Source organism: Halothiobacillus sp. (assembly GCF_028710545.1).
Taxonomy (GTDB): domain Bacteria; phylum Pseudomonadota; class Gammaproteobacteria; order Halothiobacillales; family Halothiobacillaceae; genus Halothiobacillus.
This window is the reverse complement of the sequence record NZ_JAQTTX010000009.1, coordinates 39,163-64,308: the sequence shown is the minus strand read 5'-3', so window position 1 is coordinate 64,308 and position 25,146 is coordinate 39,163. Positions and strand designations below refer to the sequence as shown.

30 protein-coding genes are annotated in these 25,146 nt (G+C 56.1%); 10 read left to right on the top strand and 20 right to left on the bottom strand.

Annotated elements, in window-relative coordinates:
- Together PHD44_RS03090 and hda are read left to right on the top strand one after the other, a co-directional pair.
- Positions 1 to 690: AI-2E family transporter (locus PHD44_RS03090; protein ID WP_300187950.1), on the top strand; the 690-nt coding region annotated here is incomplete at its 5' end.
- A gap of 40 nt (positions 691 to 730) precedes the next feature.
- Entirely contained in the window at positions 731 to 1,432 is a 702-nt protein-coding gene (gene hda, locus PHD44_RS03085) for a DnaA regulatory inactivator Hda (protein ID WP_300187948.1), read from the top strand.
- Positions 1,433 to 1,444: 12 nt separating this feature from the next.
- Here hda and PHD44_RS03080 read toward each other — a convergent pair whose 3' ends face one another.
- From PHD44_RS03080 to PHD44_RS03070, 3 genes are all read right to left on the bottom strand, one after another.
- Positions 1,445 to 2,026 (bottom strand): hypothetical protein, encoded by a 582-nt coding sequence (locus PHD44_RS03080; protein ID WP_300187946.1) that lies wholly within the window; start codon positions 2,024 to 2,026, stop codon positions 1,445 to 1,447.
- A gap of 130 nt (positions 2,027 to 2,156) precedes the next feature.
- Positions 2,157 to 2,558, bottom strand: coding sequence for a CZB domain-containing protein (locus tag PHD44_RS03075; RefSeq protein WP_300187945.1), 402 nt, complete (start codon positions 2,556 to 2,558; stop codon positions 2,157 to 2,159).
- A gap of 78 nt (positions 2,559 to 2,636) precedes the next feature.
- On the bottom strand, positions 2,637 to 3,395 hold the full coding sequence (locus tag PHD44_RS03070; RefSeq protein WP_300187943.1) for an HAD family hydrolase: 759 nt from the start codon (positions 3,393 to 3,395) through the stop codon (positions 2,637 to 2,639).
- A 114-nt stretch (positions 3,396 to 3,509) separates the two neighbouring features.
- On the opposite strand from PHD44_RS03070, the gene PHD44_RS03065 reads away from it, so the two are divergent.
- A complete protein-coding gene (locus PHD44_RS03065) occupies positions 3,510 to 4,352 on the top strand; it encodes a BPSS1780 family membrane protein (RefSeq protein ID WP_300187941.1) in 843 nt (280 codons plus the stop codon).
- Between the two features lie 123 nt (positions 4,353 to 4,475).
- Here the strand turns inward: PHD44_RS03065 and PHD44_RS03060 are convergent, their stop codons facing one another.
- The 4 genes from PHD44_RS03060 to wrbA form a co-directional block, all read right to left on the bottom strand.
- Complete coding sequence (locus tag PHD44_RS03060; protein ID WP_300187939.1) at positions 4,476 to 4,961, bottom strand: peptidylprolyl isomerase; 486 nt, start codon at positions 4,959 to 4,961, stop codon at positions 4,476 to 4,478.
- Positions 4,962 to 4,991: 30 nt separating this feature from the next.
- Positions 4,992 to 5,813: a UTP--glucose-1-phosphate uridylyltransferase GalU gene (gene galU / locus PHD44_RS03055; RefSeq protein ID WP_300187937.1), complete on the bottom strand. Its 822-nt coding sequence runs from the start codon at positions 5,811 to 5,813 to the stop codon at positions 4,992 to 4,994.
- Positions 5,814 to 5,906: 93 nt separating this feature from the next.
- Positions 5,907 to 6,275 (bottom strand): DUF2069 domain-containing protein, encoded by a 369-nt coding sequence (locus PHD44_RS03050; RefSeq protein WP_300187935.1) that lies wholly within the window; start codon positions 6,273 to 6,275, stop codon positions 5,907 to 5,909.
- On the bottom strand, positions 6,276 to 6,869 hold the full coding sequence (wrbA, locus tag PHD44_RS03045) for an NAD(P)H:quinone oxidoreductase (RefSeq protein WP_300187933.1): 594 nt from the start codon (positions 6,867 to 6,869) through the stop codon (positions 6,276 to 6,278).
- 287 nt (positions 6,870 to 7,156) lie between these two features.
- On the opposite strand from wrbA, the gene PHD44_RS03040 reads away from it, so the two are divergent.
- The 4 genes from PHD44_RS03040 to PHD44_RS03025 all read left to right on the top strand — a co-directional run bounded on the left by PHD44_RS03040 (position 7,157) and on the right by PHD44_RS03025 (position 10,570).
- Complete coding sequence (locus PHD44_RS03040; RefSeq protein ID WP_300187931.1) at positions 7,157 to 7,669, top strand: TlpA disulfide reductase family protein; 513 nt, start codon at positions 7,157 to 7,159, stop codon at positions 7,667 to 7,669.
- Between the two features lie 53 nt (positions 7,670 to 7,722).
- On the top strand, positions 7,723 to 8,316 hold the full coding sequence (locus PHD44_RS03035; RefSeq protein ID WP_300187929.1) for a thioredoxin family protein: 594 nt from the start codon (positions 7,723 to 7,725) through the stop codon (positions 8,314 to 8,316).
- Between the two features lie 146 nt (positions 8,317 to 8,462).
- Entirely contained in the window at positions 8,463 to 9,710 is a 1,248-nt protein-coding gene (locus tag PHD44_RS03030; RefSeq protein ID WP_300187927.1) for a TolC family protein, read from the top strand.
- A gap of 53 nt (positions 9,711 to 9,763) precedes the next feature.
- A complete protein-coding gene (locus PHD44_RS03025) occupies positions 9,764 to 10,570 on the top strand; it encodes an efflux RND transporter periplasmic adaptor subunit (RefSeq protein ID WP_300187925.1) in 807 nt (268 codons plus the stop codon).
- Between the two features lie 15 nt (positions 10,571 to 10,585).
- Here PHD44_RS03025 and PHD44_RS03020 read toward each other — a convergent pair whose 3' ends face one another.
- A complete protein-coding gene (locus PHD44_RS03020; protein WP_300187923.1) occupies positions 10,586 to 12,364 on the bottom strand; it encodes an N-acetylglutaminylglutamine amidotransferase in 1,779 nt (592 codons plus the stop codon).
- A 138-nt stretch (positions 12,365 to 12,502) separates the two neighbouring features.
- Here PHD44_RS03020 and mnmC point away from each other — a divergent pair, with 138 nt between their 5' ends.
- Positions 12,503 to 14,428, top strand: coding sequence for an FAD-dependent 5-carboxymethylaminomethyl-2-thiouridine(34) oxidoreductase MnmC (gene mnmC, locus PHD44_RS03015; RefSeq protein WP_300187921.1), 1,926 nt, complete (start codon positions 12,503 to 12,505; stop codon positions 14,426 to 14,428).
- Positions 14,429 to 14,430: 2 nt separating this feature from the next.
- Here mnmC and PHD44_RS03010 read toward each other — a convergent pair whose 3' ends face one another.
- The 12 genes from PHD44_RS03010 to PHD44_RS02955 form a co-directional block, all read right to left on the bottom strand.
- A complete protein-coding gene (locus PHD44_RS03010; RefSeq protein WP_300187920.1) occupies positions 14,431 to 14,700 on the bottom strand; it encodes an HPr family phosphocarrier protein in 270 nt (89 codons plus the stop codon).
- Entirely contained in the window at positions 14,700 to 15,092 is a 393-nt protein-coding gene (locus tag PHD44_RS03005; protein WP_300187919.1) for a PTS fructose transporter subunit IIA, read from the bottom strand. Before PHD44_RS03005 ends, PHD44_RS03010 begins: the two co-directional genes overlap by 1 nt.
- Positions 15,093 to 15,214: 122 nt before the next feature.
- The gene (rapZ, locus tag PHD44_RS03000; RefSeq protein WP_300187917.1) at positions 15,215 to 16,126 is read right to left on the bottom strand and encodes an RNase adapter RapZ; all 912 of its coding nucleotides are present in this window, start codon (positions 16,124 to 16,126) and stop codon (positions 15,215 to 15,217) included.
- Positions 16,127 to 16,177: 51 nt separating this feature from the next.
- The gene (locus tag PHD44_RS02995; RefSeq protein ID WP_300187915.1) at positions 16,178 to 16,975 is read right to left on the bottom strand and encodes a hypothetical protein; all 798 of its coding nucleotides are present in this window, start codon (positions 16,973 to 16,975) and stop codon (positions 16,178 to 16,180) included.
- An 84-nt stretch (positions 16,976 to 17,059) separates the two neighbouring features.
- On the bottom strand, positions 17,060 to 17,539 hold the full coding sequence (locus PHD44_RS02990; protein WP_300187913.1) for a PTS sugar transporter subunit IIA: 480 nt from the start codon (positions 17,537 to 17,539) through the stop codon (positions 17,060 to 17,062).
- A gap of 348 nt (positions 17,540 to 17,887) precedes the next feature.
- A complete protein-coding gene (gene raiA, locus PHD44_RS02985; protein WP_300187910.1) occupies positions 17,888 to 18,178 on the bottom strand; it encodes a ribosome-associated translation inhibitor RaiA in 291 nt (96 codons plus the stop codon).
- 18 nt (positions 18,179 to 18,196) lie between these two features.
- The gene (locus PHD44_RS02980; protein WP_300187908.1) at positions 18,197 to 19,705 is read right to left on the bottom strand and encodes an RNA polymerase factor sigma-54; all 1,509 of its coding nucleotides are present in this window, start codon (positions 19,703 to 19,705) and stop codon (positions 18,197 to 18,199) included.
- Between the two features lie 175 nt (positions 19,706 to 19,880).
- A complete protein-coding gene (lptB, locus tag PHD44_RS02975) occupies positions 19,881 to 20,624 on the bottom strand; it encodes an LPS export ABC transporter ATP-binding protein (RefSeq protein WP_300187907.1) in 744 nt (247 codons plus the stop codon).
- The gene (gene lptA / locus PHD44_RS02970) at positions 20,621 to 21,217 is read right to left on the bottom strand and encodes a lipopolysaccharide transport periplasmic protein LptA (protein ID WP_300187905.1); all 597 of its coding nucleotides are present in this window, start codon (positions 21,215 to 21,217) and stop codon (positions 20,621 to 20,623) included. Before lptA ends, lptB begins: the two co-directional genes overlap by 4 nt.
- A complete protein-coding gene (lptC, locus tag PHD44_RS02965) occupies positions 21,217 to 21,846 on the bottom strand; it encodes an LPS export ABC transporter periplasmic protein LptC (protein ID WP_300187903.1) in 630 nt (209 codons plus the stop codon). The genes lptA and lptC overlap by 1 nt, the downstream gene beginning before the upstream one ends.
- Positions 21,847 to 21,856: 10 nt before the next feature.
- Entirely contained in the window at positions 21,857 to 22,384 is a 528-nt protein-coding gene (locus PHD44_RS02960; RefSeq protein ID WP_300187901.1) for an HAD family hydrolase, read from the bottom strand.
- Positions 22,385 to 22,434: 50 nt separating this feature from the next.
- A complete protein-coding gene (locus PHD44_RS02955) occupies positions 22,435 to 23,406 on the bottom strand; it encodes a KpsF/GutQ family sugar-phosphate isomerase (protein ID WP_300187899.1) in 972 nt (323 codons plus the stop codon).
- A 373-nt stretch (positions 23,407 to 23,779) separates the two neighbouring features.
- On the opposite strand from PHD44_RS02955, the gene PHD44_RS02950 reads away from it, so the two are divergent.
- Positions 23,780 to 24,616, top strand: a complete 837-nt coding sequence (locus PHD44_RS02950; RefSeq protein WP_300187897.1) for a formylglycine-generating enzyme family protein — start codon at positions 23,780 to 23,782, stop codon at positions 24,614 to 24,616.
- Positions 24,613 to 25,146: hypothetical protein (locus tag PHD44_RS02945; RefSeq protein ID WP_300187895.1), on the top strand; the 534-nt coding region annotated here is incomplete at its 3' end. The genes PHD44_RS02950 and PHD44_RS02945, both read left to right, overlap by 4 nt.

Genomic DNA, 25,146 nt, shown 5'->3' with positions numbered 1-25,146 from the left:
ACCGTCGTGTTCGGCAATGGCAGTGCTGTTGTCCTTTCCATGATGAATCTGATCCTGATCCCCGTGATCGGCTTTTACCTGCTGCGTGACTGGCCGCAATTACTCCAGAAAATACAGGCGCTGATGCCGCGCCGACAGGAACCGCAATGGATGGCATTGGCGCAGGAATCCAACCAGATGCTGGGTGGGTTCCTGCGTGGGCAATTGGCTGTCATGCTCGCGAACGGGATTACCTATGCCATCGGCCTGACCGTGGTGGGCTTGGAAACCGGCGTGGTCATCGGCATGGCAGCGGGGATGCTCAGCTTCGTGCCCTATCTGGGTAATGTCATTGGCATCACGACCGCCTTGATCGCGATGTATATCCAGACTGGCGAGTTCACGCCATTACTTTGGGTGCTGTTGGTCTTCGTTATCGGGCAAACACTGGAAAGTATCCTCTGGCAGCCGCGTTTTGTGGGTGAGCGTATCGGTTTGCACCCGGTGGCGGTCATTTTTGCCGTGATGGCAGGTGGTGTGTTGTTCGGGTTTTTCGGCGTGCTGCTGGCGCTACCGGTATCGGCCATTCTTGTCGTCCTCGGGCGCCATGCGTTGAAACGGTACCGCGAAAGCCCGTTTTATGAGGATGCGGATAAGGTCAAGGTGCTGTTGGCCCCATTTAAGGATAACGTAGCGGAAAAATCAGAGTGATTCCTTCGTCCCTGCCGGAAAACGCTGCTGAACGATCCCTATGAACACTTCAGGCAAGATGCAGCAGATACCGTTGGATCTGGCGCTGAACGCGCCGCATTCGCTCGACGGGTTCATCGGTGGCGAAAACCTGCTTTTGCGCGCCTTGATCACTCAGCTCGCGCTCGGGCGGGGAGAGGCTCAGTTATTCATTCACGGAGCGCAGAACAGCGGCAAGACTCATCTGGCCCAGGCGGCCTGTTTCTATGCGGGGCAACAGGGGCGTTCTGCCGCTTATGTTGATGTGAAGAAAAATCCGACTCACATCGATCGCATGGATCTGTCACAGATCGATCTGCTGGTTCTGGATGACGTGGATGCGCTGGCGGGTGATGAGCAGGGCGAGTTCCAGCTGTTCGATCTCATCAACCGTTTGCGTGAGCAGGAAACACCCTTGTTGATGACAGCCAGCCTGCCGCCTGCCGCGTGCGGATTTAGGTTGCCTGATCTGTTGTCGCGTCTGGGTTGGGGCATTACGATGCTGATTCACGCACCGAATGAGGCGGAAAAAATCGAGCTATTGCGGCGCAAGGCTCAGGAGCGGGGATTCGATCTGCCGTTCGAAAGTGCGGTCTACCTGCTTCAGCGCAGCCCGAGGGATCTGGGCAGCTTGCTACAAATCATTCAGGATCTCGATCACGCCTCATTGAGTGCCCAGCGTAAATTGACGATTCCGTTTATTCGCTCGGTGCTGTTTTCATAAGTTTAATTCAGCTCACTTGGGCTTTTCTTCCTCATAGGATTGCCGCAAACGATCCAGCCCCTTTTTATAGGCTTCGGCATCGCCATAATCGAAAAATTCGGGATATCGGTCGTGCGCGGAACGAACTCGCCGGGCATATTTGATCGGGCACCAGTATTGTTCCGTTCGGGCCGCAACCTCGCGAGCGTACGCAACGACGCCATTGCCATAGGAACAATACAGGCAGTTGAATTTTTCAATCAGATTCAGGTAGGGCAAATCCTCGCGCCCGAAGATGAGGTAATCCGAGCGGCGTGCCTTGGGGATGCCGTAAACCGGAAAGCAGATGGTCTGATAGAGCGTGACGAATAAGTCGAGCAAAAAGAAAGGAATCCAGCCGAGATAAATCACCGGCGCGGTCAGCATCGTCAGCGGTTTTGACTTGATGAGAAATCGCAGTAGTCCCGTCTTGTAGCGCTTCTGTTGCTGCTGAAAATCCTCGGCCAGATGGGTACGTTTTTCTTCAAACGCTTCGATGGATTTGAGGTATTCAGCCTCAAGCTCTTCCTGCAGGCCGCGAATGCGGGCGCGTATTTCGTCGATGTTTTTTTCCATGAAGGTCTTCTGGCTCGCTAAAGTGCCGGACCCTCTTGAGGCAGTCTTGCGGCGGGCAATAAAAACGCCAGTTGATCTGGCGTTGGAGGATCATCTGGCAGTAGGCTGTACGGGATGTGAATTCGTGGCACTAGGCCTGCTTGGCGAAACGTGTAATGGTGGCACGCAACAGCGCATTGCAGGCGGCGGCAAACAGGCTTTGCAATTCCGAGAATTCCTGGAAGAGTTCCTCTTCGACTTCCTTGCTGTCATTTCGGCTTGCTATCAATGCATTGGCCGACTCGTGCATCTGCTTGTGCAAGTCGCGCACGGCGTCAAATTCAGCTTTGTGCGCAGGGGGAATCTCCGTGCGATCCAGAAATTGCCCGAATTTGCATTCGTGATGCCCTTGAATGTGCTTGCTCTGATCAAACAGTAGGGCTGCCATGATCCGGCTGTACCAGGCAAAATGCCAATAGGTTACCTCTTCGAATTCATTGATGAATTGATCGTAGTCAAAGGTATTGGCTTTTGTCGAATGGCTTGCAGTCATAGTATCCCCAAGTATCAAGTGCGAGCACGAGTGTAGCTGTGAAATCAACGCTTGTCAGTGTGGTATTTCACTCAATGTTCAGGCGGACGGGGCAAGACTGTGCAGATAAGCGCAATCAACATAGCCCGATTGAGGCGCTGATCCTGAACGGACGACAACCGGCTGTCCCGGTTCACCCAGATCACTCAATACCGCCAGGGCACCGTTGAATTCATCTTCTTTTGTATAGGCGTTGTCTGTGACCAGTACGGGGAGCCCTGCGTCCAGTGCCGAGAGGACGCCGTTGGCTGAATCTTCAATGGCTAAACATTCCTCGGGACGCAGATTCATCGCTTCGAGGGCGTAGACATAGATGTCGCCCGCCGGTTTTTTCTTCGGCACGATGTCGCCCGCGGCGATGACTTCAAACCAGTCCAGGGATTCCTTGCCCAGTGTTGCTTCGAGCAATCCGGTTACGTTCTCGGGTGTGGTAGTCGTGGCAATGGCCAGACGCAATCCTTGTGCGCGTGCTTCGTCGATCAGGCGTCGCACACCGGGACGCAGCGGAATCGCACCTTGATCGAGCAACTCAAGGTAATGCTTGGTCTTCGCTTTGTGCAAACCTGCGATCCAGGCCACTTCATCCGATTGAGCCGGGTATTGAGGTTGGTATTCATCGATGAAAAAACGAATTCGTTCCTTGCCGCCGGTGACGGCCAGCAGTTCGCCATACAGCGCCACATCCCAGTCCCAGTCCAGCCCGGCATCGGCAAAAGCGCGGTTGAACGCAATCCTGTGACCATCGCGTTCAGTTTCCGCGAGCGTGCCGTCTACATCGAATAAAATCGCCTTGAACATAAATAAACCTGAATTGAAGCTGCGGTAAAATTAAGGCGTTAGGCTATCCTAGCAAGGCTTGCTTGCCAAACGTTTTGCAGCGAGTACTGAAAACCACAGAATAGGTGAGGACATATGCGACGTGTGAATGCGGGCCGAGGATGGCAGTGGATCAAGGAAGCGTGGCGTTTGATCAGACCAAGATTCGGCTTGGTCCTCGGGACGGTGATGTTGATGTACGTCCTGTTGTTTGCTGCCAGCATGATTCCGTTGATCGGAAACGTCATCACGCCGATCCTGTCGCCGTTCCTGGCCGGCGGTGTGTATGTCGTCTTGCGGCGGGTGCGGGAGATCGAACAGCGGTCGCGCATCGAGCCATTGGCGAGCGAACAGCCGATCTCCTTTGATTTGCTGTTTTCCGTGTTCAAGGATCCCGCCCCGAGAAAGGCACTGCTTTGGTTGGGTTTCGTCTCCATCGCTTTTTCATTGGCGTTATTGCTGCTCTTGGCCATCTTCGTGACCGTCAAGCTATCTGGCGTTGATCATTCGGTATTGACTGATTTGACAGCGACCGACGAGCAGCGGATGCGTTTCTTGATTCCTTATCTGATGGATCCAGGTGCCTGGGTGCTTTGGATCGGGGTTTTGATCGCGTCGGTGGCATACAGCATGGCGACTTTTTTTGCCGTGCCATTGATCGTGCTGCGCGGTGAGACCTTGCGTTCGGCTCTTTCGCAGAGCTTCACTGCCGTTGGGCGCAATTGGTCGGCCTTTCTGGTTTATGCGTTGGTTTTGTTCCTGCTGTTTTTGACCGTGCCCATCACGCTGATGCTGAGTCTTATCCTGCTGTTGCCATTGATGATTGCCAGTGTGTTCACCGCCTTTGAGGATATCTGGGGCGATCATCCTGTTGGCGGTTATTCCGACAGGGGGGATCAAGGCCGTGTGGTGCATGAGCGCACCTCTACAGTCATGTGATTCGAGTTCAGAGGTCTCAACTGCGTTCGTTCCAACCGCTTCTAGCGCAACAAACGCATAAAAAAACCCCGGAGTAGAATCCGGGGTTTTTTGTTGCTATTGCAGAAGAGCAGGCAAACGCACTCAGTGGTGGTGGTGACCGTCCGGGCCGTGCGCGTGGCCGTGTTCGATTTCATCAGCCGTTGCGTCACGAATATCTTTGACCACGACATCGAAATGCAGGGTTTCGCCCGCCAGTTCGTGATTGGCATCCAGGTGAACCTGATCGCCTTTCACGTCGATAACCGTCACGACGTTGACGCCATGTTCGGCTTCGGCGTGGAACTTCATGCCGGGCAGAATTTCATCAACCCCTTGGAACAGGTGCCGAGGCACGACCTGAGTCATGCTTTCATCCCGAAGACCATAGCCTTCTTCCGGGGGGATTTCGACAGAGAACGCATCACCGACACTTTTTCCGGCCAGTGCATTTTCCAGCCCGGAAATGATGTTGTGGTGACCATGCAGATAGGCCAGCGGATCATGGCCTACGGAGCTGTCCAGCACCTCACCTTGATTGTTTTTCAGTGTGTATTCGATTGATACTACTTTGTTCTCAGTCACTTGCATTCGTTAGCGCCCTCAGGATAAATGCCGGTTTCAACGTCGGCTCAGATGGTAAAAATGGTTGGTTGCAGCCACAAAACCCGAGGGGCTACCGCAGTCAAAACGCTGCCCCTTGAACTTGTAAGCAATGACTTTGCCTTGTTCTGCCTGAGCGCGCAAGGCATCGGTGAGTTGAATTTCACCGCCGGCACCGGCCTGGGTCGCTTCGAGAATATCGAAAATGTCGGGTGTGAGGATGTAGCGACCGATGATGGCGAGATTGCTCGGTGCCTGATCGGCGGCCGGTTTTTCGATCATCTGGCTCACCTGAATGGTGTCCTCGTCAATCGCTGTGCCGGCGATCACACCGTATTTGTGCACTTCGGTCATCGGTACTTCTTCAACGGCCACCACGCTGCACTGATGGCGCGCGTAAATCTCGACCATCTGGCTCAGTACCCCTTTGGGGTGGCCCACGCACAGATCATCTGCGAGTACAACGGCAAAAGGCTCGTTACCGATCAGCGGTTCGCCGGTGAGAATGGCGTGGCCCAGACCCAGCATGGCGATCTGACGGGTATAGGAAAACGTGCAGTTCTCGATGAGTTTATCGATGCTGGCGAGCAGGCTTGCCTTGGATGTGCCACGAATCTGATGTTCGAGTTCGTAGTTCACGTCGAAATGATCTTCCAGTGCCCGCTTACCCCGGCCGGTGACAATGGCCATGTTCTTGATGCCCGCTTCCATGGCTTCCTCGACCCCGTACTGAATCAATGGCCGGTCGAGAATCGGCAACATTTCCTTGGGCATGACCTTGGTGGCAGGGAGAAAGCGGGTGCCGTAACCGGCGGCAGGAAACAGGCATTTGCGAATCATGAGATGGTGTCCTTTGTTAATTGTGGGCAGGAATCTGCTGAGCTCATCTTAATCAATATTGCAGGTCATTTGCTCAGTGACGAACAAGGATGGTTATCTGGCTTGTCGTTTGGACTGTCGACGCAAAACGATACCCTGAATCCAGGCTGCGATGAAACCCATGAGGGCAAAAACCACAATGGCGAGATTGAACCCCCGATCGTGCGGGCTGCTCCATGCGTCCGTCAGGGCAATCATCAGATAGAACAGGTCGAACAGTGCCGCCCAGACAAACGCGCGGTAGCGGCCTAACCACATCCCCGGTAATAAGAACAGGGCGGGCAGGATGAGCACGATCAACCACGCACCTTGCGGCCGGGCCATGCCCACTCCCCAGAAGGCCATGCCGAGGTAAGTCAGTACGATCAATGGTTGCGCGGCGATGATAAGGCCGCGCAATAGCCGAAGACGATCGGGGGCCACTTAAGACTTCGATGCCGCGAGTGATTTCGCCACTTCCGCAACGCGTTGACCGAGTGCCTGCGTGAGATGGCGTTCTTCCTGGCTCAGCGGGCGGTTATTGCCGGCGGTATGGCTGGCACCGTACGGGGTGCCGCCGGTCTGGGTATGCGCCAGAGCTTGTTCGGCATAGGGAATCCCGACGATGAGCATACCGTGGTGCAGCAGTGGAACAATCATCGAGAGTAAAACAGTTTCCTGCCCACCGTGCATGGAGCCCGTTGAGGTGAATACCCCTGCAGGCTTGCCGGTCAGTGTGCCTTTGAACCATTGGCGGCTGGTGTCGTCGAGCATGTGTTTTACAGCAGCCGCCATGCCGCCGAAATAAGTCGGACTGCCCAGCAGTAAACCAGCGCATTCCTCGAAGTCCTGCGGCGTGACAACGGGTGGTTCGTCCGGGGCGGGTTCTGGTATGTTACCGCCAGGATCCGCTATCGCCGGGACGCGACGAATTCGGGCCTGCATGCCTTCCACTTGTTCGATGCCACGAGCGGCCTGGTGAGCGAGACGTGCTGTGGCGCCGTAACGGCTATAATAAAGGACGAGAATGTCGGTCATGCTTGACGGATGTTCCTGAAATTGAAAGAGGGAGACGCGTGATTTTCGTGCCCGGGTAGTTTTTACTGGGCAGCCTTTGATTGTTGCCGCGGTGCAAACTTGCATGTATCGCGGACAAAAGGCCCGCCATAATAGCCAATTCCGGGCCGGTTGCCGACCTTGGTTGACATGCCTGGTCGGAAAATCATTTACATGGAGTCATTATAGGATCTGATTCGCTTTCTCACCGATCAATGGCTTGCAAATAGCAAAGCCATCGAGACAACACACAATTTGAGAGAAAAAATATGCGTCAAAGCACCTGGTTTTCGGTTGAGAATATATTTGCATCAGTGTGGCGAAGTGTACTGGGTGGTTTGTTGCTTCTGATGCTGGCATCGCCCGTATTTTCCGCGCCCTTCGAGTTTTCAGCCCAGGACGTCAATGGCAAGATGCACACACTGAGTAACGAACGTGGAAACTGGGTCGTCATCAATATCTGGGCAACCTGGTGCCCGCCCTGCCGCAAGGAATTACCGGAACTGGCCGCATTTGCCAAAGCGCACGCCAAGGATCACATCAAAGTGTGGGGTTTGAGTGTTGATATGGCGGCTTCGCCCGATGAGCTATCGATGTTTGCCCAGGAGCATCAAATCGGCTACCCCATTTTTAAGATGAATCCACAGAAACTCTCTGTTTTTGGCAATATCCCCGGGATTCCGACCACCTTTCTGGTCAACCCTCAGGGTGAGTTGGTGGCGCGACACGTTGGCGCCATCACGGCGCAACAACTGATGCAGATGATCAAGAACAATTCCTGAGTGAATCAACCCGGCGTCAGACCGGGATCAACAAAGAGACGAGGAGTAAGCGCATGAACAGTACTTTTGAAGGAATCGACCAACCGGTGATCAATGTGTCCGACGGTTTTGTTTTTCTGGGGCGTCGGCTGGTGGCGGCCCTGGTGTTGAGCCTGAGTTTCCTTGGTTCGGCTTTATGGCTACCAGCGGCACACGCCGATGGTTTCTGGGATGACTCTTTCTTTGATATGCCTGCCGATCTCAAACAGGCCAAGGCCGAGGGCAAAACCGGCGTGTTCCTGTTTTTCCAGATGGCCGATTGCCCCTTCTGCCATCGCATGGAAACGACCGTATTCACCGATCCCGACGTCAAAGCCTTTATGAAAAAGCATTTCATCACCGCATCGATCGATATCGAGGGCGACGTGATGATGACGGATTTCCAGGGTAAATCGATTTCGCAAAAAGATTTTGCCTTCAAGCAGTTTCGTGTTCGTGCCACACCGGTCATGGCCTTCATTGACACGGATGGCAAGATTGCTACCCTGTTCACCGGCCCGACCCGCTCGGCCAAGGAATTTCTGACCCTGGCCGAGTTCGTGACCAGCGGCGCGTACAAACAACCGGGCATGAACTTCTTCAAATACCGCAAGGAGCACAGCAAGTAACGTTTTGCGTCTTGACTGTCATCTGGCCGATTAAGCGTTAATTGCAAGGACGGATTACTATGATTTTTCGACCCGCTACAGCGATTTGGGCGGCGGTTTGCTTAGGGATAATGTGTGGCGGAGCGCATGCCGACGACGGTGCCGCAATGCCCCTGACTTTGCAGGCCGCCTTGAGTGTGCCGTTGCAGCAGCAATATGGCGTGATGGGCGCAGAGGCTGATCTGCTCGGTGCCAAGGCAGATCAGCAGGAAGTACAGAGTTGGTATGACCCGACCATCTCCGTCGAGGGGCGGTTGCGTTACATTCAGCCCAGCAATGCGGCAACCGATCAAAATGTACAATACGACAATGCGCTGGGTATCAGTGCCCGCCAGCGTTTGTTCGACTTCGGTCGTCAGTCCCTGCGTGCTGACGCGGCCAAATCGGGCGTCACCGGTGCACAGTTGCAACTTTTCAGTGTCGAGCAGGCACAGCGCCTCGCCATTCTCAAAGCGTTCTTCGGCGTGCTGCTGGCCGATCAAACCTACACGGTTGTCAATGAGCGCATGGCGATTGTGTATGTACGCTTTGACAAGGCCAAGGATCGAAAAGAGCTGGGCATGGCGTCCGATTACGATCTGGCAAGCTTGCAGCGGGAATATGAGGACGTTCTCCTCGCACGCGCCAAGGCCGATGCCGAGCGTCGAATCAGCCGCAGGAAGCTGGCAGAACTCATGGGCACGCCCCAGAAGATCCCCTCCAAACTGGTCGCGCCCAAATTCAATTCCCTGTTTGCACGAACGCCACCCGAAGTGGATCTGGCCATGAAGCGGGCATTGGCCGATGACCCCGGGCTTCAGGCGTTGCATGCCCGTTTTGAGGCTGCTGAACAATCATTGCGGGCCGCGCGAGATCATAATGCACCGACCATCTATGCGCAGGTCAATGGCGATTACTACCAGCGGGAACTGGGTTCGCGCGACCCGTTCCGAGCGGGGGTGTATATCGACTTTCCACTGTACGACGGGCGTTTGCGCGACTCGAAAATCGGCAAGGCACAGGCCGACAGAATGCGGCTTGCCGCGCAGATTGCGGCACGTGAGGCAGACCTGCGTGATCAGGTGACCAATGTGCTTGAAATGATTGACGTCTATCGCAAAGCCGCCATCAGTCGCGTCAAGGCCTTGGAGAATTATTCCGATCTCAACTTCACCCGCAAACAAACCTTGTACCAGATGGAGAAAGCGACCGATCTTGGCGATGCAATGGTTGAAGAATCTGCCGCGCAGTTGGAACGGATGCGGACAACCTTTGCGCTGGCAACGTACTGGGCCGAGCTGGCAAGCATGCAAGGGCAACCCATCGATTCGATTTTAACCTCGTCGCCATCTGTTATCGCGGAGCCAAAAAAATGAACGCCAAAACGATGAACTTGCATTCAATGACGCGCAAAACAAAAAGTCGAGCCATGGCAAAAGCAATCCCATCCAAGATTCTTCTGCCCCTGATTTTGTCGCTTGTCGGGGCGGTCAACCCCACTTTTGCGGCGGATGAACCGCAGACTCTGGATGGTCACCTGGCCTGGGCCGAGGTAACCCGGCTTTCCACGCCGGTATCCGGTGTTGTGACCGAAATTCCGGTTCAACCGGGGCAGCAGGTCGAAAAAGGTACCGTATTGCTCCGATTGGATCGCAAACCGCTTGCAGACAGATTGGCCGCCGCCGTGGCGATACGATCGGGACTGGTGCGCGCAGCGGCCGAGGCCAAGCGGGACGCGGAACGAACTCAGCAGCTTTATGATCGCACTGTAGCTTCAGAATCCGAGCGACAGGAAGCGCTGATCAAGCAGGAACAGGCCGTGGCGCGCTTGAATGAAGCCCGCGCCAAAGCTGATTTGCGGCAGTGGGAATTGGGTAAAACGACACTGACGGCACCCTATCCGGCCCGGATTTTGAGTGTTGATACGGCGGTGGGTGAAACGGTTTCCAGCGAACTGAATGCGCCTGTCCTATTGCGCATTGCCCGAGCGGATCAAATGCTGGTCGTGGCAAACACGTCTCCCGATGTGGCATCACACCTGTCACTCGGGCAGAAAATGAATGTATTGGTCGGGCAAGCCAGTGATCAGGCCAAGGTACAGGGAAAGCTCGTCGGTATCGTCAGCGAGCCGCAGAACAATCAGAACGCAGCGATCAGTTACCGACTACAAGTGCAGATAAAACCACAGAAGGACTGGATCGCGGGTTTGCCGGCCAAGATCGAACTGTCGGACTGATTCACCGATGCAGCGCTAAAGCCCGTTCTGCTGCAACCACAGTTCAAACACGGCCAGATGCCAGAGTTTGGCCCCTTGTAAACGGGTGAAATGCTGGTCGGGCTCGGCCAACAGTCGGTTCACATAAGCCGGTTCGAAGAGCCCTCGGGCCTGCGCCGTGGGCGAACTTAAAATATCGCGCATGAACTCAAGAAACGGGCCGCGGACAAATTTCAGGGCCGGAACCGGAAAATAGCCTTTGGGTCGGTCGATGACCGCATCCGGTATTCGACCGCGCGCAATGCGTTTGAGCATGCCTTTGCCCTCCAGATCGAGTTTGTATGCCGCCGGCATTTGCATGGCGAGCTCGACCAGCTCGTGGTCGAGAAATGGCACACGGGCCTCAAGACCCCAGGCCATCGTCATGTTATCGACGCGTTTGACCGGGTCATCGACAATCAGCGTGCTGACATCCAGGCCCAGGACTCGGTTGATGTAATTGCTCCCGCGAATGCGCGCCAGTTCTTCGCGGATGCGGCGGCTGGTGTGGTCTTCACCACGGAAGGGCGCGGTGATCATCGACATCAGTTCTTCGTGATCGCGGTCGAAATAATAGGGTGCGAATCGGGACAGATCGTCGCCGACGGCGGCATTCATTTGCGGATACCAGAAATAGCCGCCGAAGACTTCATCGGCACCCTGACCGCTCAGGACGACTTTCACTTCGCGGGAAACCTGTTCCGACAGCAGATAAAACGCCACCGCATCCTGTGCGAACATCGGCTCGCTCATCTGCGCCACCGCTTCGGGCAGTCGATCCAGTACCTGACTGTTTGGAATATGAAAGCGGTGGTGTTTGGTTTGATAGCGTTCGGCAACCGGGTCCGAGAATTCGAATTCGCTGCCTTTTTCTTCCGGCTGATCTTCAAAACCGATGGTAAAGGTTTGGGGCGCAATGCCCGCTTCATGCGCCAAGGCCACGATCAGCGAGGAATCCAAGCCACCGGAGAGCAACACACCCACCGGGACATCGCTGATATCCAGACGTCGCTTAACGGCCCTGAGCAGGCCCGCGTGAATCTGTTCCTGCCATTGCTGCGCGTTAAGATCGTGGCGTTCGGTCGCGTCGATCTGCCAGTAACGTGTCAGCGTTTTCTTTCCCGCCGCATCGATCAGCAGGCTGTGGCCGGGCGGCAATTTGCGCACGCCCTTGAGAATGGTATGGGGCGCGGGCACCGAACCGTGCAGGGTGAACTGATGGTGCAATGCGATCGGGTCGAATTCGGTATTGACCGCTCCACCCGCGAGCAGGGCGGGCAGGCTGGAGGCGAAGCGCAGCGGGGCAGTGGGATTGGTCGGGTCTTCGGTGTAATACAGCGGTTTGATGCCCAAACGGTCGCGCGCCAGAAACAGGGCGCCGGTCTTCAGATTCCAGATGGCGAATGCGAACATGCCGGTCAGATGGCCGACGCAATCGGTGCCCCATTGCGCAAATGCCTTGAGAATGACCTCGGTATCGCCGGTGGATATGAACCGGTGCCCCAGTGCGCGCAGTTCCTGACGTAATTCGGGGTGATTGTAGATGGTGCCGTTAAACGCCAACGCCAGCCCGTTTTCACGGTCGATCATGGGTTGCGCGCCGTGAAAGCTCAAATCCAGAATCGACAAGCGTCGATGCCCCAGCGCCATGGGGCCATCTGAAAAGCTGCCCTCATGGTCGGGGCCACGTCGCTCCAGACGATCCATCATGCGCCGCACGGCCCCCAGGTCAGGGCGCGAGCCGGGCGCGGCCAGCCAGCCACAGATTCCGCACATGCGTTTATCCTTCGGTTAATCTAACCAGAGTCATTTAAGATGGGCGAATTTTAGCAGCCCGGTCACTTTCTGTTCCGTTTTTCGGCTCGTCAATTGGTCCAATGTTCACCGTCTTTGGTCTCGTGCTGGACCGTTTGAATGCTCAACACACTGTTTGGTTTTGATTTTATGACGATTCCTTCCTGCGCTATTTCATGGGCCGACGTGCAATGGCGAGCCGATGGCAGTCCGTACTCGCCCGACTATGGCGATATCTATTACTCGGCGGCAGGTGGATTGGCGGAGAAGCAGGCCGTGTTTCTGGAAGGATGTGCCTTGCCCGCGCGATTCGCTGCCGGAACACCCACGCATGTACTGGAACTGGGTTTTGGCACGGGTTTGAGTTTTCTCGCGACTTGGGCTTCCTTTCTGCAACACGCACCTGAACCGAATCCAACCCCTGGATTCAAGCCCGACTTGTTCTTCTTTTCGATTGAAAAGCACCCGTGGTCCCGTGCCGATTTCCTGAAAATGGCCACGCAATGGCCTGAATTGGCAGCGCTCGCAGTCGAACTGGCCGAACAATGGCCTGATCCTGTGCCGGGATTCCACCGGCGATTTTTGTCTCACGGGCGCGTGGTTCTGACTCTGGTTTTTGGTGATGTCGACTGGGCGTTAAAGCAACTGCAAGCGCCGTTTCATGCCTTTTATCTGGATGGATTCAGCCCGCGGCTGAACGACGCCATGTGGTCGCCGCACGTATTCCGGGCCATGGCTCGACTGGCTGCGGATGAGGCCAGAGTTGCCACCTACTCCTCGGCCAATGCGGTGGCCGAAGGGCTCACCGCCGCAGGCTTTCTGGTGGAAAAAGTGCCCGGTTTTGGTCTCAAAAAACACCGGCTGGTGGCGATACGGCGGCCGATGATGCGCAGTCGCAAACCCCATCGGCATAAACCGCCGACATCGGTTGTGGTGATCGGCGCAGGGGTTGCGGGCTTGACCACGGCGTATGCCCTTGCCCGAAGGCAGGTTGACGTAACCGTAATCGATGCCGCGGCCACGCTCGGTGAGGGTGCTTCAGGCAACCCGGCGGGTGTGCTGTCGCCCTTGTTGAGCCGGGATTGCCATGCCGCCACCCGGCTGACTCAAATGGGTTTGGGATTCGCGCGGCAACAGATCAAACAGTTCCAGCAGGCGGGATTCAGTGTGCCCGCCGCCTTTGATGGTGTCGTACAGCTCGCCCGTGACGATATTCATGCCCAGCGGCAGCAGCAAATCGCCGACGAACAAAGCTACGCGCCGGAATTTGCGCAATGGCTCGATTCGTCGGTATTGTCCGGCATGGTGGGGATAGAGGTCACGGAACCCGGATGGCTTTTTCCTTCCGCCGGATGGGTATCGCCACGCGATTGGCTAGTGGCCTTGCAGGCACACCCTGGGATTTCCCTTCGCATGAACTCGGAGGTTGCCGATCTCTCCTTCGAGAATGGCTTCTGGCGCGGTTATTCGGTTTCGGGCGAGGTGTTGTTTTCCGCGTCTTGGGTCGTAATGGCGAATGCGGGAGCCGTTTCGTCTCTTTTGCCGGAATTTGAATCGGTGCTTACGGCCTGTCGGGGGCAAGTGGATTGGATTGACCGAAGCGATTGCCCTGGGCTTGAGGATGCTTATGCTCAAATGCCGCTGATGCGCGAGGGTTACATGCTGGATCTGCCGGATGGTCGGCGGGTATTTGGCGCCAGCTTCAAGCCGGGTGATCAGGATTTGGCATGGCGTGCTGAAGAGCGAATGGAAAATCAGGAGCGACTGGCCGCACTGTCTATAAATCTGGTTGCGCCCACGATTCAAGATGACGCAGAACCTCAGGGGCGCGTTTCGCTTCGTGCCACAAGCCGGGATCGCTTGCCGATTGTCGGTGAAATGCCCGGTCAATCCGGACTGATGATCAATACCGGTCACGGCTCGAGGGGCTTGACTTGGTGCCCTCTGCTGGCGGAAGTATTGGCGGCTTCGTGTTGCGGGGAGCCGAATCCGGTGCCGCTATCTTTGCTGCGGGCTTTGCGACCAGAAAGGGTGATTGAAGAGTAGCTTTATTCCGGTTCGCCGAAGCGCTGGGCGATCAGTTGATTCAGTGCTTCCATGGCGGCCTGTTCGTCTTCACCATCTGTGCTGATTTCGATCGTCATGCCACAGGCGGCTGCCAGCATCATCAGACCCATGATGGACTTGCCATTGACGGTTCTACCCAGATGTTTCACCTCGATTTTGCATTCGAACTGTGAGGCGAGGGTGGAGAATTTGGCCGCAGCGCGGGCATGCAGGCCAAGTTTATTGATGATTTCTATCGACTCCGTACGCATCAGGCCGCGTCGCCTTCGATAATGCCTTCGCGGCCACCGGAGGCCACGCGCTCGGTCATTTCTGCGAGCGTCAGTTGGGGATAATTCATCGCCCGTACGACCATCGGCAGGTTGACACCGGAGATGACATGCACGCGATTTTTTTCCTTGAGGCGATGGGCAATGTTGGACGGTGTGGAGCCATACATATCGGTCAGCACCAGCACGCCATCGCCCTGATCGAGATCCGCCACTCTTTTGCGCGCACGACTCAGCAATTCGATGGGGTCATCGTCCTGCAGAACGCTCAGGTTGCCTGCCTGGATGGGGGGTACTTCCATCATGTCCGTCGCCGTTTCCAGCAGTTGCGCGCCGATATGATTGTGACAGATCAATAAAATTCCAACGGTCATTTTCGCTCCGATTCAATTGGATGCTGAAAAAACCTTCCATGGATTTTCCAGCTCGGCTTGTTGCGGCGCATGTCCGCAACAATTTGCGCAAATCAACGATTTACTTCGTTGTTCGCGTTTGGTCATCCTGACCCTAAATCACGATGTCGGATAATGATGTGATCGAAGCGCGGGTGCAAGTCTTCGAACAAATGTTCGACCAGATAAACCGAACGATGCTTGCCGCCGGTGCAGCCGATCGAGCAGGTGACGTAGCTGCGGTCGGTGCGCACCATTTCGCTAAGCGTGTTGCCGAGGAAGTCCCGGAGATAGCCGCGGGTCTTGTGGGTGATCGGGTGTTGTTCCAGGTAATCGATCACCACACGATCATTGCCGTTGAAGGGGCGCAGTTCGGGAACCCAGTGTGGATTGGGCAGATACCTGATATCAAAAAGAAAGTCGCTGTCCAGCGGAATGCCATGCTTGAACCCGAACGACTGAAGCAAAATAGTCGGGCCGGACGGATCACGCCCGATCACCCGTCGGGAAATATCTTCCCTGATCTGGTGGATGGTCGTGTGGCTGGTGTCGATGATCAGATCGGCCTGAGCGCGCATGGGGAGCAGCAGCTCCGTTTCCTGGCTGATGGCTTCGACCAGATTTTCAATACGGTTGGAGAGCGGATGGCGGCGCCGGGTTTCGCTGAAACGGGCCACGATGCGGGCTTCGCTGGCCTCAAGAAACAGACTTTGAATCGCCAGCTGGGGGTAATCCGTTTTCAGTTTCTCGATCCGTTGCGGCAGTTGGCGCAACGCGGCTTCTGGCGAGCGCGCATCAATACTGATGGCAATGCCGCGCGCCTGGATGTCCCCGTGCTGGTAAATCTGAAGTAGATTGTCCAGCAATTCGGGTGGCAGGTTATCGATACAGTAGAAACCGGCGTCCTCGAGCGATGCCAGGGCGACCGATTTGCCCGAACCGGATTGGCCGGTCACGATCAACACCATGGCCGATTGATTCGGTTCTTGTTGTTTATGCGTTACCGGGGTATTCAAGCCGGGGTCTCTCGGGTCGATTGGATCATGTCGTTCATGGGGCTCCGAGGGCTACATTATGGGGATTCGGCCCGGCTTGACAGAATCGTTGCCGGTTCGTTCCAGATTATGCTGCCGGACGACCGTTTCGACAAATACGGCAATGTTTCTGCCGGGTGCGACCGGCAGGCGGAACAGCGGGATCATTTCCTGGCAGATCAGGATTTGTCCCCGCTCACCGCGCAGACGGTCGTCGGCATGGATTTTTTTATGATCGGCTGCGTAGAGTTCGATCAGCAGGCGCAGATTTTTGTGCGGTTTGAGTGCGTTGTCACCAAACAATGATCGGACATTGATGATACCGAGGCCGCGGACTTCCAGCAGATCCTTGATGTTGTCCGGACAATGGCCTTCAATGCCCTGATGGCCGCGGACGAAGTAGGGGGCATCGTCTGCGATCAGCCGGTGTCCACGCGATAAGAGCTCAAGCGCCAATTCGCTTTTTCCGATTCCCGAGTCACCGGTGATCAGTACGCCGGAACCGGCCACTTCCATGAATACACCATGCTGCCATTGCCGGTTCTGCTGGCGTCGCTCGGCAAAGAGCCAGGACGTTACGGCAGCGTCATCCTGTGTGGTGTACAGAAAGGTCGAGTTGGACGATGGGTGTTGTCGAACCCATTTTGTCGCTTCTTCAGCCGTACAGTCGGTCAGGATGAAAGTGAGGGGGTGATCCGGCAAGGGTTCTTTTCGTGCCGTGATGGCGGTGCGCAGATGTTTGTCCAACAGGCCGATGGGTTGCGGCTCCAAAGGGTTGAAGCGATCAAACCGCAGATCGGGATTGAACAGTCGCTGGTACGCCGGATGCATGTGTGCCCCGGTGTCTTCGAATTCAAGTGGGAGAATTTGAGAATGGGGCATTGTCATGGTGTAGAGCGCGGTCGTGCGGGCCGATTATTCGTCGGGCGTGGCGAGCGGACTCAGCCATTCGACCAGAAGACCTCGGATCCGTTCAGGACTTTGCGCCTGCATCATGGCTTCGCGGTCCTCCTCGTCGGATAGGTGCTCAGCGAGAAGACCGAGAATGGCGAGATGGTTTTCAGGGCATTCGGCCGGCACGATCAAGCCGATGATCAAGCGTACGGGTTGATTATCCACCGCGCCGAAATCAATGCCTTCGGTCAGACGGATGACGGCACCGCGTGGGCGTAGGGTGGCCGCGTCTCTGCCATGTGGGATGGCGATGCCCTTGCCGATGGCCGTGCAGCCGAGGCGTTCGCGTTCGATCAGGATTTCGTAAATTCGCGTGGACTCCTGTCCGCCGAGTTGGTCGTCGGCCAACAGTCCGGCAAGTACTTCCAGTACCCGTTTGCGGCTTTGATAGACCTCGTCAATCAAAATCCGCTGTAATGGAAATATATCAGCGATGTTCATGAATCACCTGTAAGCGAAACTGTGTTCGAGAAGCGAGCTTCCGAGCCGAGAAGTTGGTTCGGGATGGAGCAGGCGGCAGAGGATACGCCCTAAACGATGCGCTGACATGTTTAAATTTCCCGTCCTTTTACATTAAAACCGAATGCCCGGGGCCGCCATTCACGGGTTTATTGATCGAGGTCGGCCCGAAATTCTCGCCAGGTTGGCTTCATCATGCGGCGCGCTCAAAAAAATAAGGGCCGACGATCATATCTACGCGAAGTAAATAGATTGCCGCCCATCAGAGGAGCCTACCCATGGAATGCCTATGTATGCAGCGATATCCTCTGGCAGACAATGACCGTTGGGTTAACGGTGATCGGTCATTTTTTCTTTGTATTTCATGATCTGGCGATCGAGCTTGTCGATCAGCGTGTCAACCGATGCGTACATGTCTTCGGATTCGGCTTCCGCATGTACATCATTCCCGCTCATATGCAGTGTGGCTTCCACTTTTTGCACTTTCTTTTCGACGGTAAGAATGACATGGACGTTGATCACTTTGTCGAAATGCCGCTTGAGCTTGCTGAATTTACTTTCGATGTAATCTCGCAGCGCGTCAGTGATATCAACGTGATGGCCGGTGATTTCAATTTGCATCATTTGCTCCTTTCGCCTTCAGATCAGGCGTTTGCGGTCAGTGGACGAGGCAATACCCATTGCCTCGCGGTACTTGGCTATCGTTCGTCTGGCGACATCGATGCCTTGTTCGATGAGCATGTCGGCAATTTTTGCATCCGACAAGGGTTTGCGTGGATTTTCTTCGCTCACCAGTTTTTTGATCATGGCGCGAATGGCCGTGGCCGAGCATTCTCCGCCATCGCTGGTGCCGACGTGGCTCGAAAAGAAATACTTGAATTCGAAGGTACCACGCGGAGTCAGCATGTATTTCTGGGTGGTTACCCGGCTGACCGTGGATTCATGCAGAGAAAGCTCCTCGGCAATTTCGCGCAGAACCAGCGGCCGCATGCCGGTTTCGCCTTGCTCGAAAAAGGCGGTCTGCCGCGCGACGATCGCCCGGGCGACATTGAGCAGCGTTTCGTTGCGGCTGCGCAGACTCTTGATGAACCAGCGCGCCTCCTGTAGATGGCTGCGAATATAGCTGGCATCTTCCCCGCGCGAGCTGCGGTTGATCATACGGGCATAGGTCTGGTTGACGCGCAGCTTGGGGGCAATTTCCGGATTCAGATCCACGTGCCAGACATTGTTGCGCAGACTCACCATGACATCGGGAATGAGGTAGTCGGCCGCTTCAGCACCCACATCCGAACCGGGCCGGGGGTTGAGCCCCTGCAGAAGGAGCAAACCCCCTTCGAGTGCTGCCTGGTCGACGCCGAGTGCTCGTTGTACCTTGGTGTACTCGCGTTGGGCGATGGCTTCGATCAGGTCCCGTTCGCAAATGTGTAGCGCGATATCCAGATAAGGCGTGTCGGCGGGTTTCTGGCGTAGTTGCAGGCAGAGCGATTCGTTCAGATCGCGAGCACCCACGCCGACCGGATCGAGCGACTGGACCAAATGAAGGATGCTGAGCATCTCTTCAGCGTCGATGTCCGGCCAGTCCTCGCAGAGCATCGACTGGATCTCTTCAAGCGAATCGGCCAGGTAACCGGTCGGGTCGATCGCTTCGATGATGGCGGTGGCTATGGCGGTATCGCGGGGTGTCAGGTGCGTCAGGTGAATCTGGCTCAGGAGGTGATCCCGCAGCGATTCAACGCCATTTGACGTGGTGGCGTAGGGGTCGTAATCGTCGAAGTTCTGTTCGGACGCACTGAACGAGGTGCTGCCGTCGGCCTCGTAATAATCTTCCCATTGGGTATCCAGTGCGAAGGGGTCGTCCGGTGTCAGTTCATTGTTCGGTGCCAGTAGCGCCTCGCCTGCGACTGCATTGGGATCTTCCTGAAAATCCGCTTCAGGGCTGGCCCCGGCTTCACCTGTCTCGTTGTAAGCCTCGCCACTTTCATTGAAGTCATCGGTTTCGGCGATTTCCAGCAGGGGATTGGTGTCGACGGCTTGCTGGATTTCCAGTGACAGTTCCAGTGTCGAGAGTTGCAGCAAGCGGATGGATTGCTGCAACTGAGGTGTCATCGCCAGGCTTTGCCCGAGACGAAGCTCCAGTCCCGGCTTCATCGGTGGTCACCAATCAGTCGAGGCGCACGCAACCACCGCCCCTTATCAAAAGATCGGGCGGTTAAAATGTGATGCGTGCAGTCGAAAATAGTCATGAACATGTCATGCAGTTTAACTGAAATCGTCCCAGTGCCACCAGTGTCTGCGTGTCGTCTATTGGGGGCAGTCGAACCGTTCATAGTGTGAAGTGTTCGCCCAAATACACGGCGCGTACTTGCGGATTGTCCAGAATGTCCTGTGGACTGCCTTCGGCGAGGATTTTACCGTCGGAAACGATATATGCCCGTTCACATACACCCAGTGTTTCCCGCACATTGTGATCGGTGATCAGAACGGCGATACCACGGGCTTTCAGATGGTGAATGATGCGTTGGATATCGATGACCGAGATCGGGTCGACACCGGCGAACGGTTCATCGAGCAAGATCACGCGCGGGTTGGCGGCAAGGGCGCGTGCAATTTCAACCCGGCGACGCTCACCCCCCGAAAGTGATTGGCCGGTACTGCGCCGGATGGCACGGATATGCAGTTCCTGCAGCAGCCCTTCCAGTTCCTCTCGTTGCTGTGCCCGGGTCAGGTCTCGCCGTAACTCAAGTACGCCGAGGATGTTCTGCTCTACGGTGAGTTTGCGGAAAACAGATGCTTCCTGCGGCAGATAGCCGAGCCCCATCTGTGCGCGCTGGTTGACCGGCAACAGGGTGATGTCCTGACCGTTCAGCCTGATTTGCCCCTGATCGGCCGCTACCAGCCCGACGATCATGTAGAAACTGGTGGTTTTGCCTGCACCGTTCGGCCCAAGCAGCCCGACGATTTCACCCGCATTGACTTCTAGTGACACGCCCTGAACCACGGCACGAGCGCCATAGTGTTTGACAAGCGATTCGGCAACCAGGATCGGCGTGGTGGAGCGCGCGCTCATGGTTTGGCGGGTGTTTTGGCGGATGGTGATGTAGCCGCAGGTGTGCCGTCTTTGGGTTGATCTGCATTTTTATTGCGTGGCTGAATCACCACATGGACACGATCTCCGCCGGCCTTGCCGCCCGCTTTGACGACCTCGGCATTCATATCGTAGGTGATCTGCTGTGAGCTGAGCGTGTCGCCCTGACGGTCGAGCTTGGCATTGCCGGTCAGGATGATTTTCTGTTGTTGGGCAAGGTAGTTGGCATCGTTCGCGCTGCCCTTGACCAGTTGGCCCTTGTCATCCAATTCCTGGAATGTCGCCGGTTTGCCCTCAAGTACGGCACGGACGAGTTCGCCTTTTTCTACGTACAAGGTCGCCTTGTCGCCGGTGGCATGCAGGCTGCCCTGATTGATGACCACATTGCCGGTGTAAATGCTGGTGCCTTGCTTGTAGTCGGTGACCTTCTCATTCGCGGTTACGTCGATCGGCTGGTTGCGGTCGGCTTTGGCGGCAAAGGCTGCCGGTGTCATGAGTCCGGCCATGATGCCGAAAATGAGCAAGGCGGAAGTCCATCCGGTCGAACAAGTGTTATCGGCGTTAGATCGGTGCATCAGGGGTGCGCTCCTTGGCTTGAGTCTGGCGTAACTTTTGCAGAAACGGGACGATTATAGTGGTCGTGAACCTTGGATTGTTGGAAAACCTGGCTGTCATAGTTCAGGTTGAATGCAGATGAGTCGCTGGTCCAGCGTGGCTGGCCATCGGTACTCATCTCGGCTAGGTGGGTCGGGTCATTGCTGGCGGCTTTTTGTTCCTGTGGCTGGATCGTCATGGTGCGTGTGCCGAAAACCAACGCGCCCTGATTCCCACTGGGGGCACGATGTCCCTCCACGCCGCCGGTCAGTTCCACCGTAGTCAAACGTTCGTCAGCCGATCCCGTTGGTGCGGATAAGCGCCACGGCGGTGCATTTTTTTCCTTGCTTTCGAGCAGGCACTCGACCTGGTTGAAGCGGTAGCCCTTGTCTTTGGTCAGGTGATTGAGTTGGCTGCCGCTGACCGTCCATTCCAGTCCACCCTTCTGGTTGAACTGACGCGCGGTGAAGTCGGTGAACTGTTGGTCGAATATGGCCGGTGTTGCGGCTGCTTCCTGCTTTGGCGCAAGGTAGTTTTTCCAAACCAATAGCCCAAGCAGGGCGAACAGCGCTACGGCGATAAAGAATTGTCCGACTTGCTGGAAAGACATGACGGTAGCGTTACTCGTAGTCGGCCAACACGGCGGGCCAGGCATCCCGTGCGTCGATCATAAGGTCGATGAATTCACGCACGGCTCCTTGCCCGCCACCAAGACGGGTAACCCAATCCACCCGGGCCTGGATCAGTCGGGGGGCGTCGGCCACGGTCACACTGACGCCGGCGCGGTTAAGCATGGGCAGGTCGATCACGTCATCGCCCATCACGGCACACGCTTCGGGGCGGATGCCGAGTGTTGCGGCCAGTGTTTCGAGCGCTTCACCCTTGTCGCGAACGCCGATCAGGCAATGGGTAATACCCAGATTATCTGCCCGGTGCCTCAGGGCTGGCGAAGCGCGCCCGGAGATGATCGCGACCTCGATGCCGATTTTCTGCGCCATTTTGATTCCATGACCGTCGCGGGAGTGAAATACCTTGTGCTCCTCGCCGTGTTCGGTGAAGTGCAGGCGACCATCGGTCAGCACGCCATCAACGTCCAGAATCAGCGCACGGACTTCACGCAGGCGGTTCAGTAAATCGTTTTTTTTCATCGTGATGTGCCGAATATCTTGCTGTTGGGTTGAGGCTGTTGGTTTGACATTCAGGCAACGCCTGCGCGAAGGAGATCGTGCATGTTGAGCGCGCCGATCACGCGGGACTGATCATCGACCACAATCAGGCCGTTGATCTTGTCCCGCTCCATGATGGCAAGGGCTTCGGCCGCCAGTTTGTCTGCCGTGCAGGTGCGCGGGTTGCGGATCATCACGCGTTCGATCGGTTGGTTCAGATCGTATTCTTCCTGATCGAGAATCCGGCGCAGATCACCATCGGTAAACAGACCCAGCAGTTTTTGTTGTTCGTCCACGATGGTCGTCATGCCAAGGCCTCCGGACGAAATCACGATCAGCGCCTGCTTGATGGTCTGGTTGTAGATGACCTTCGGGATCTGTTCTCCGGTATGCATGACATCCTGAACACGAAGCAGGAGCCTGCGACCTAGCGTACCGCCGGGGTGCGAGAGCGCAAAATCTTCCGGCTGGAAACCGCGCGCGTCGAGCAGGGCGACAGCCAAGGCATCCCCCATGACCAGAGCCGCTGTTGTACTGGCGGTCGGGGCGAGATTGAGCGGGCAGGCTTCGCGTTCGACGGATACATCCAGGTGCGCTTCTGCCGCCTTGGCGAGCGTTGATTGTGGCCGACCGGTCAGCGCCACCAACGGCGTGCCCAAGCGTTTGATTACGGGCAGGATGGCCAGCACTTCTGCCGTTTCGCCCGAATTGGACAAGGCGATTACCACATCGCGCCGCGTGATCATGCCCAAATCGCCGTGGCTGGCTTCACCGGGGTGAACGAAGAAGGCCGGTGTGCCCGTGCTGGCGAGCGTGGCTGCGATTTTTCCGCCGATGTGTCCCGACTTGCCCATCCCGGTGACGATCACTCGTCCATCGCATTTGAGCATCAACTCGCAGGCGGTGATGAATTGGTGATCAAGTCGAGCGCTCAAGGCTTGGCAGGCTTGCGCTTCAATGTCGATAACCTGTTTTGCCATCGCAAGAAGATTATTAGGATTCATAGATATTCGTTATGATGTCGCCTTCAAAGGGTCTGGGAGTATATCAGGGACTGTGATGTACTGCCCCGCTCCTTCGCCCGCCTGATGGGCTATATTCCGATAGGTAGCTACTACCCGTGATTTTGGGTAGCCGGTGTATTAGTTTGCCTGCCAACCTTGTTGTGGTCGGAGCTCTTGATGGGTGGTAGTGCGGTAAGCGGCGGATCAAGTGTCGGGTTAAAATAAGATCAAGGTTCATGACCCGATTTGTTACATGTGCACGCCTTGTTTGGGGCTCAATTTTCTGGCTATCCTTAACTTTTGCTTATCCTGGGGCCATGTCTGAATTTAATGGGGGTGTTTGGCGGTGAATTCTGCGGTGATGTTCTCTGAGATGGCTGCATCTTCTGCCGGTGCGCACGCCCAGCAGGTTCTGGCTGCCGAGGCGCTCAACCGGGATGTTTTCTTCCATGATCTGTTGGCCGATGGCTCGCCGGCACCCGAGCTCGCCATCATTCCGGCGGGCGAATTCATCATGGGCGCGAAGGCATCTGAATATCAGGTGCAAAAATGTGAACAGCCACAGCACGAAGTCAGTTTTCCTCGTCATTTTGCGTTGACAAGGGGCACGATACGGCGGCGCGAATACAACCAGTTTCTGTTGGCGACCGACCATCGCCGCCCGCGGCCTTATTCCTGGAATGACCTGGACTTCCCCGTATTCAATGTCTCCATAAAGGATGCCATGGCTTACGCTGCCTGGCTTTCAGAACAGACGCGGCAACACTATCGCCTGCCCACCGAAGCGGAGTGGGAATATGCAGCCCGTGCCGGCACCACGACCATGTTCAGCTTCGGCGACAAAATTCGTCGGGAAGAGGTGAACTGTTCGGGTGGCCTGCATTGCACACGCGGATTGTTTATCTGTGGTATCGGGCGTCCGGTTCAAGTCGGCACCTTGCCGCCCAATGCCTGGGGCCTGTTCGAGATGCACGGCAATATGCAGGAATTCACGCTCGATCACTGGCGCGATAGCTATCGCTCCACACCCCGGGTCGGTGACATGCCATTCAAGAGTCCCGATAGCAGACATCGCCATTTCCATGTGGTGCGCGGTGGTTCCTGGTTTGATAGCCCGGGGGCTTGCCGAAGCGCGTCACGGACGCTGCGTCATGAGAACGAGATTGACCTGAATCTCGGCTTCCGTTTGCTACGCGAGATTTATCCATGACCCATCCGCAGTCGACCCAAGTCGATACCCGAATGCCTACCACCCCGGAATTGCACCTGGGTTTTCGCCATCGGCGCGCGGCTTCCCTAATTCAAGAATTTTACCCGGATGGGATGCCGGAAGACTGGCGTCAGAGTTATCTGGCCATGATGACGCAGGTAATCTGGGTCGAGGATCGTGATGAAGATCTCGCTGAGATGCTTGCAGCCATTGTCGATGCGCCGAGGCCGGTATTGACCGTCTGGGTGGCAGAAGATCCGGCTCAAGCCAATCTCTGGCAGGCGGCTCATCCCGAACAGCCACTCATTATTCTCACGTCCAGCACACCTGTATGGACTCCTCAGACAGAGGGAATCGACGGCGCACGCGTGGCACTGATGCCGGGGAGCGATCAGCCAGCGCAGATCAGGGCTTGGCTCGAGCAATTCGTCCAGCAGGCACCCGCCGGGCCGTGTGCGCTGTTTGTCGACGGTGAATCGCCCTCGGTGCCGACCCTTGACCGTTTGCGCACCTTGATCGAGCTGATGGGG

Excerpts from the sequence above, each read along its gene's own strand:
- hda (WP_300187948.1), top strand. The coding sequence starts at position 731 with ATGAACACTTCAGGCAAGATGCAGCAGATACCGTTGGATCTGGCGCTG.
- PHD44_RS03080 (WP_300187946.1), bottom strand. The coding sequence starts at position 2,026 with ATGGAAAAAAACATCGACGAAATACGCGCCCGCATTCGCGGCCTGCAG.
- PHD44_RS03075 (WP_300187945.1), bottom strand. The coding sequence starts at position 2,558 with ATGACTGCAAGCCATTCGACAAAAGCCAATACCTTTGACTACGATCAA.
- PHD44_RS03070 (WP_300187943.1), bottom strand. The coding sequence starts at position 3,395 with ATGTTCAAGGCGATTTTATTCGATGTAGACGGCACGCTCGCGGAAACT.
- PHD44_RS03065 (WP_300187941.1), top strand. The coding sequence starts at position 3,510 with ATGCGACGTGTGAATGCGGGCCGAGGATGGCAGTGGATCAAGGAAGCG.
- PHD44_RS03060 (WP_300187939.1), bottom strand. The coding sequence starts at position 4,961 with ATGCAAGTGACTGAGAACAAAGTAGTATCAATCGAATACACACTGAAA.
- galU (WP_300187937.1), bottom strand. The coding sequence starts at position 5,813 with ATGATTCGCAAATGCCTGTTTCCTGCCGCCGGTTACGGCACCCGCTTT.
- wrbA (WP_300187933.1), bottom strand. The coding sequence starts at position 6,869 with ATGACCGACATTCTCGTCCTTTATTATAGCCGTTACGGCGCCACAGCA.
- PHD44_RS03040 (WP_300187931.1), top strand. The coding sequence starts at position 7,157 with ATGCGTCAAAGCACCTGGTTTTCGGTTGAGAATATATTTGCATCAGTG.
- PHD44_RS03035 (WP_300187929.1), top strand. The coding sequence starts at position 7,723 with ATGAACAGTACTTTTGAAGGAATCGACCAACCGGTGATCAATGTGTCC.
- PHD44_RS03030 (WP_300187927.1), top strand. The coding sequence starts at position 8,463 with ATGCCCCTGACTTTGCAGGCCGCCTTGAGTGTGCCGTTGCAGCAGCAA.
- PHD44_RS03025 (WP_300187925.1), top strand. The coding sequence starts at position 9,764 with ATGGCAAAAGCAATCCCATCCAAGATTCTTCTGCCCCTGATTTTGTCG.
- PHD44_RS03020 (WP_300187923.1), bottom strand. The coding sequence starts at position 12,364 with ATGTGCGGAATCTGTGGCTGGCTGGCCGCGCCCGGCTCGCGCCCTGAC.
- mnmC (WP_300187921.1), top strand. The coding sequence starts at position 12,503 with ATGCTCAACACACTGTTTGGTTTTGATTTTATGACGATTCCTTCCTGC.
- PHD44_RS03010 (WP_300187920.1), bottom strand. The coding sequence starts at position 14,700 with ATGCGTACGGAGTCGATAGAAATCATCAATAAACTTGGCCTGCATGCC.
- PHD44_RS03005 (WP_300187919.1), bottom strand. The coding sequence starts at position 15,092 with ATGACCGTTGGAATTTTATTGATCTGTCACAATCATATCGGCGCGCAA.
- PHD44_RS02995 (WP_300187915.1), bottom strand. The coding sequence starts at position 16,975 with ATGCATCCGGCGTACCAGCGACTGTTCAATCCCGATCTGCGGTTTGAT.
- PHD44_RS02990 (WP_300187913.1), bottom strand. The coding sequence starts at position 17,539 with ATGAACATCGCTGATATATTTCCATTACAGCGGATTTTGATTGACGAG.
- raiA (WP_300187910.1), bottom strand. The coding sequence starts at position 18,178 with ATGCAAATTGAAATCACCGGCCATCACGTTGATATCACTGACGCGCTG.
- PHD44_RS02980 (WP_300187908.1), bottom strand. The coding sequence starts at position 19,705 with ATGAAGCCGGGACTGGAGCTTCGTCTCGGGCAAAGCCTGGCGATGACA.
- lptB (WP_300187907.1), bottom strand. The coding sequence starts at position 20,624 with ATGAGCGCGCGCTCCACCACGCCGATCCTGGTTGCCGAATCGCTTGTC.
- lptA (WP_300187905.1), bottom strand. The coding sequence starts at position 21,217 with ATGCACCGATCTAACGCCGATAACACTTGTTCGACCGGATGGACTTCC.
- lptC (WP_300187903.1), bottom strand. The coding sequence starts at position 21,846 with ATGTCTTTCCAGCAAGTCGGACAATTCTTTATCGCCGTAGCGCTGTTC.
- PHD44_RS02960 (WP_300187901.1), bottom strand. The coding sequence starts at position 22,384 with ATGAAAAAAAACGATTTACTGAACCGCCTGCGTGAAGTCCGTGCGCTG.
- PHD44_RS02955 (WP_300187899.1), bottom strand. The coding sequence starts at position 23,406 with ATGAATCCTAATAATCTTCTTGCGATGGCAAAACAGGTTATCGACATT.
- PHD44_RS02950 (WP_300187897.1), top strand. The coding sequence starts at position 23,780 with ATGGCTGCATCTTCTGCCGGTGCGCACGCCCAGCAGGTTCTGGCTGCC.